The organism is Acinetobacter sp. ANC 5045 (assembly GCF_004331005.1).
Taxonomy (GTDB): Bacteria; Pseudomonadota; Gammaproteobacteria; order Pseudomonadales; family Moraxellaceae; genus Acinetobacter; species Acinetobacter towneri.
On the sequence record NZ_SJNS01000039.1, the window covers coordinates 1 to 5035 of the forward strand.

Annotated in this window: 4 protein-coding genes and 1 tRNA gene; 2 read left to right on the top strand and 3 right to left on the bottom strand. The window is 41.9% G+C overall.

Translation table 11 applies throughout. From position 1 onward, the window contains the following. The coding region (locus E0H79_RS14960; RefSeq protein WP_165492557.1) for an integrase core domain-containing protein at positions 1 to 187 on the top strand (187 nt) is incomplete at its 5' end. 252 nt (positions 188 to 439) lie between these two features. Here the strand turns inward: E0H79_RS14960 and E0H79_RS14965 are convergent. After that, positions 440 to 529 (bottom strand) — tRNA-Ser (locus E0H79_RS14965). Between the two features lie 129 nt (positions 530 to 658). Next, positions 659 to 2692: an NADPH-dependent 2,4-dienoyl-CoA reductase gene (locus E0H79_RS14970; RefSeq protein ID WP_004972684.1), complete on the bottom strand. Its 2034-nt coding sequence runs from the start codon at positions 2690 to 2692 to the stop codon at positions 659 to 661. A gap of 611 nt (positions 2693 to 3303) precedes the next feature. Here E0H79_RS14970 and argG point away from each other — a divergent pair. After that, positions 3304 to 4647: an argininosuccinate synthase gene (argG, locus tag E0H79_RS14975; RefSeq protein WP_004972682.1), complete on the top strand. Its 1344-nt coding sequence runs from the start codon at positions 3304 to 3306 to the stop codon at positions 4645 to 4647. 165 nt (positions 4648 to 4812) lie between these two features. Here the strand turns inward: argG and E0H79_RS14980 are convergent. After that, positions 4813 to 5035 (bottom strand): zinc ribbon domain-containing protein (locus E0H79_RS14980; RefSeq protein ID WP_165492558.1); only part of this gene is annotated, 223 nt, incomplete at its 5' end.

The following is a 5035-nucleotide window of genomic DNA, read 5'->3' on the forward strand; positions in this document are numbered from 1 at the left end:
CAAAACAGAGGTGATTGAATATTTAAAAGCGGATTGGCAAGGTTTAGCGGATGTACAACTTGCGACACTAAACTGGGTAGATTGGTTCAATAAAGAGCGTGTACACAGTGCACTGGGTTATGTATCACCTTTTGAGTTTGAAGCAATGTACTATGATAAGATTAACCCGTTAGGTCAGGTGGCCTAACTTAAATAAAAAAGTCTCCGACAAACCCGGTACGGTTCAGTTCATTCGTGAACCTTTTTTTATATAATAAAAAATATCTTTTCAAAGCTATAAATGAGTTTAAAATTATTAACGTTTTATACTCATTTCCTATCTTATCCTGAATCGTCCTGTTTTTGCTTGTCACATCCAAAATTTTATGAGGGGTAGGTTGAGGGGTAAAACTACAGAAAAAAATAAGCCCTTGTAAAAACAAGGGCTTATTTAGATATTTGGCGGAAGCGGTGAGATTCGAACTCACGGAGGACTCGCGCCCTCGTCGGTTTTCAAGACCGGTGCATTAAACCGCTCTGCCACGCTTCCATGTGGGCCATGATACGAAGCTTTTGATTTGATGACAAGTAAAAAATACCACTCAAGCACTCAAGTGAATATTGTTTCACCAAATCAGCGCTAAAGTTCATCAAAACAACAGCATAGCCACCTCACTTTTTAAAGTTTAGCAGCCAATTCAGCCCCTTCACGAATCGCACGTTTTGCATCTAACTCTGCAGCAAGCTTTGCACCACCAATAATATGATAGTTAGCCAAAGTATTTTCATCTGCCGCAGGCATTAAATCTTTAACCGACTCCTGCCCTGCACAGACTACAATGCTATCTACACGTAACAATTGGTCTTGACCTGCCATTTCAATCCACAAGCCTTCATTGCTGATGGCTTTATATTGCACACCACGTAGCATACGCACCGCATGTTTTTTCAACTGTGCACGATGTACCCATCCTGAAGTTTTACCCAAACCTGCACCTAAAGCTGTCGTCTTACGTTGCAATAAATAAATTTCACGGACTGGGGGATGAACTTCTGGAGCAAGCATACCACCTTCAGTCACATAGTTAGGATTCGGATCGACTCCCCACTCACGCTGCCAATCTGCCAAAGGCTGCGGTTGTGGCTGATGTTCAGGTTTCAGTAAAAACTCCGACACATCAAAACCGATACCGCCTGCACCAATCACAGCGACTTTTTGTCCAACAGGTGCACCACGTAATACTTCTGCATAAGACAATACTTGCGGTGCATCGCTGCCTTCAATTTTTAAAGCACGTGGTACTACACCTGTTGCAATGACCACTTCATCAAAACCTTCACGTTCGAGTTGCTCGCGGTTGACTTTGGTATTTAAACGCAAATCGACCCCAGTTTTTTCAATTTGCACTTTAAAGTAGCGAATGGTTTCGTGAAATTCTTCTTTGCCCGGCACGACTTTTGCCAAGTTGAATTGACCGCCCACTTCGTTGCTGGCTTCAAATAAAGTCACATGGTGCCCACGACTAGCAGCAACTGTAGCAGCAGACATTCCCGCAACACCACCACCGACAACTGCAATACGCTTCGGTTGCTTGGTTTTTTCATAGACCAATTCAGTTTCATAGGCTGCACGCGGATTGACCAAACAAGTCGCACGCTGATTTTTAAAGGTATGATCTAAACACGCTTGGTTACAGGCAATACAGGTGTTAATTTCATTGACACGATTGGTCGCAGTTTTATTGACCCAAAACGCATCTGCCAACAATGGTCGTGCCATTTGAATCATATCAGCTTTACCCGCTGCCAATATTTCTTCTGCAGTATCAGGCATATTAATACGGTTGGATGCAATTACAGGAATCTCAACGTGTTTTTTCACTTCTGCGGTGTAATCAACAAAAGCTGCGCGTGGCACAGAAGTCACGATGGTTGGAATGCGCGCTTCATGCCAGCCAATCCCTGTATTGAGCAAGTTCACACCCGCATGCTCTAAGGCTTTGGCAACGGTAATCACTTCGTGCATGGTATTGCCATCGTGGACTAAATCCAGCATCGACAAGCGGAAGCAGATAATAAATTTTTCACCCACTTCGGCGCGAATGGCTTTGACTACTTCTAAAGCAAAACGCATACGGTTTTCAATCGTACCGCCCCATTGGTCTTCACGCTGATTCACATGACGGCTTAAAAACTGATTCAGTAAATAGCCTTCCGAACCCATAATTTCGACACCATCGTAGCCTGCCATTTTGGCTAAACTAGCTGTTTTCGCATAATCTTCAATGGTATTTAAAATTTGTCTTTCACTCATTTTACGTGGTTTAAATGGTGAAATTGGAGATTTAATCGGACTTGCAGACACCACAAATGGTTGATAACCATAGCGTCCTGAATGCAGAATTTGCATTAAAATTTTCGCACCATGCTTATGTACGGCATGTGTCACTAATCGATGTGGTGCAACATCGCCCAATGTATTCATAGTACCGCCCGCAGGCAATAACCAGCCTTGACGGTTAGGTGAAATACCACCTGTAATAATTAAACCCACGCCACCTTTGGCACGTTCGCCAAAATAAGCAGCCAGTTTTGGATAATTATAAAAACGATCTTCCAAACCCGTGTGCATTGAACCCATCACGACACGGTTTTTAATGGTGGTAAATCCTAAATGTAATGGTTTTAGAATATTTGCATAGCGAGTTGTCATGATGAGTCCTTATATAATGAGCTTTGCAACTTGTTGCATGAATACTTTAACCGATTTTTATAAACTGTTTATGACTCTAAAGTTCGACTGTGTGGCGCAAACGTCAATTTATAGGGTCTGTTGACACTTCTTCTATGTTTGCGACGTGAGAGATATATCTCGCAAGGTTTTTTAGCTGATATAAGGCATGAGGCAGGAAATTTAGTCATTCTAAATGACTGACTCATAACGCAATAGCAGCAAAAAATATGCTTGTCCCCTTGCGCAGCAAACAAAGCAGTGCTTTGTTCTTGCTCATGTGGCTAAAACTTTCTCAGATTGCGTTATGAAACTTGGCAATAGACCCTAACTATTCTTGATATAAACTTGATATAAAACCGCCCAAAAGTAAAAGTGATTTTATTCTGCACCATCCCAATTGCAGGTTTTGATCTTCAACATCTATACCAAGTTTGCCATTTCTAAATGAAAATTTAAGCCTGAACCTGATTTTTTTATCAAATGCGCTTTTTTAACGAAAACAAGCATTTTAAAGAGTGCTATAATTTGCAGTTTAGAATTCTCCTTGGCCACCAAATGTGGTGCCTATTTTAAAAAAGTTAGGACTAGCAATGACTGATAATGCAACTATCTTGCAGAATGTACCAGTAGGCAAAAAAGTCGGTATCGCCTTTTCTGGTGGTCTAGATACTTCAGCTGCTTTATTGTGGATGAAGCAAAAAGGCGCTGAACCATATGCGTATACCGCAAACTTGGGTCAGCCAGATGAAGATGACTATGATGCCATTCCAAAGAAAGCCGAAGAATACGGTGCGGTAAAAGCAGTCTTGGTTGACTGCCGTATGCAGTTGGCTTTGGAAGGTATTGCTGCCATCCAATGTGGTGCATTCCATATCAGCACAGGCGGTATACCTTACTTTAACACCACCCCGCTTGGTCGTGCAGTAACAGGTACAATGCTAGTGACTGCCATGAAAGAAGATGACGTAAACATCTGGGGTGATGGTTCAACTTATAAAGGTAACGATATTGAGCGTTTCTATCGTTATGGTTTATTGACCAACCCTGCGCTTAAAATTTATAAGCCGTGGTTAGACCAAACCTTTATTGATGAATTAGGCGGTCGTGCGGAAATGTCACAATTCCTTATCGACAATGGTTTTGACTATAAAATGTCAAAAGAAAAAGCTTATTCAACTGACTCAAACATGCTAGGTGCAACACACGAAGCGAAAGACCTTGAGTACCTAGATGCTGGCATCAAAATCGTTGATCCAATCATGGGCGTGGCGTTCTGGAAAGATGACGTTGAAGTTAAAGCCGAAGAAGTGTCGGTTACCTTTGAAGAAGGTATGCCAGTTGCATTAAACGGTCAGCGTTTTGAAAACCCTGTTGAGTTGATTCTTGAAGCGAACCGTATTGGTGGTCGTCATGGTTTGGGGATGTCTGACCAAATCGAAAACCGTATTATTGAAGCAAAATCTCGCGGTATTTATGAAGCACCAGGCATGGCGTTATTGCACATTGCTTATGAGCGTTTGGTTACGGGTATTCACAACGAAGATACTATTGAACAATACCGCATTAACGGTTTACGTTTAGGTCGTTTATTGTATCAAGGTCGTTGGTTCGATTCTCAAGCGTTAATGTTACGTGAAACTGCGCAGCGTTGGGTGGCTAAAGCAATTACTGGTACAGTGACTTTAGAATTACGTCGTGGTAATGACTATACCATTATGAACACTGAATCTCCGAACCTCACTTATGAAGCTGAGCGTTTAACTATGGAGAAAGGTGATTCAATGTTTACGCCAATGGATCGTATTGGTCAGTTAACTATGCGTAACCTAGACATTACCGATACACGCGCTAAATTGGGTCTTTATACCAATTCTGGCTTATTGTCGATTGGTTCAGGTTCTGCAGTGCCACAATTGAAAGACAAAAACAAATAATCACTTGGTGATGATTTTGTGAAATCGAAAGCCGCTCAAATTGAGCGGCTTTTTTATGTTTGTTTAAACATGAGGACTAAACAATTCATACTAAATGAAAGCTGCATTGACATACTCCCACCACTTTCGTTTTCACTCAAGTGGGGGATTCTAAAAGCAAAGCTCTTAGGCGACTTCCTCACGGATTTCGCTTGCTTTCTGCTTCTTAGGGCGACCTTTACCGCATCCACCCTCCACAGACAAAACGGCATGTCCTGCCGACAATATATTACGAGATGCGTTTAAATCCGCATTCGCAACATAACCGCATCCGACACACTCAAATTTAGCTTGAGTTTGTCGGTTTTCTTTTGCTACATGACCACATTCACAGCAGGTTTGACTTGTG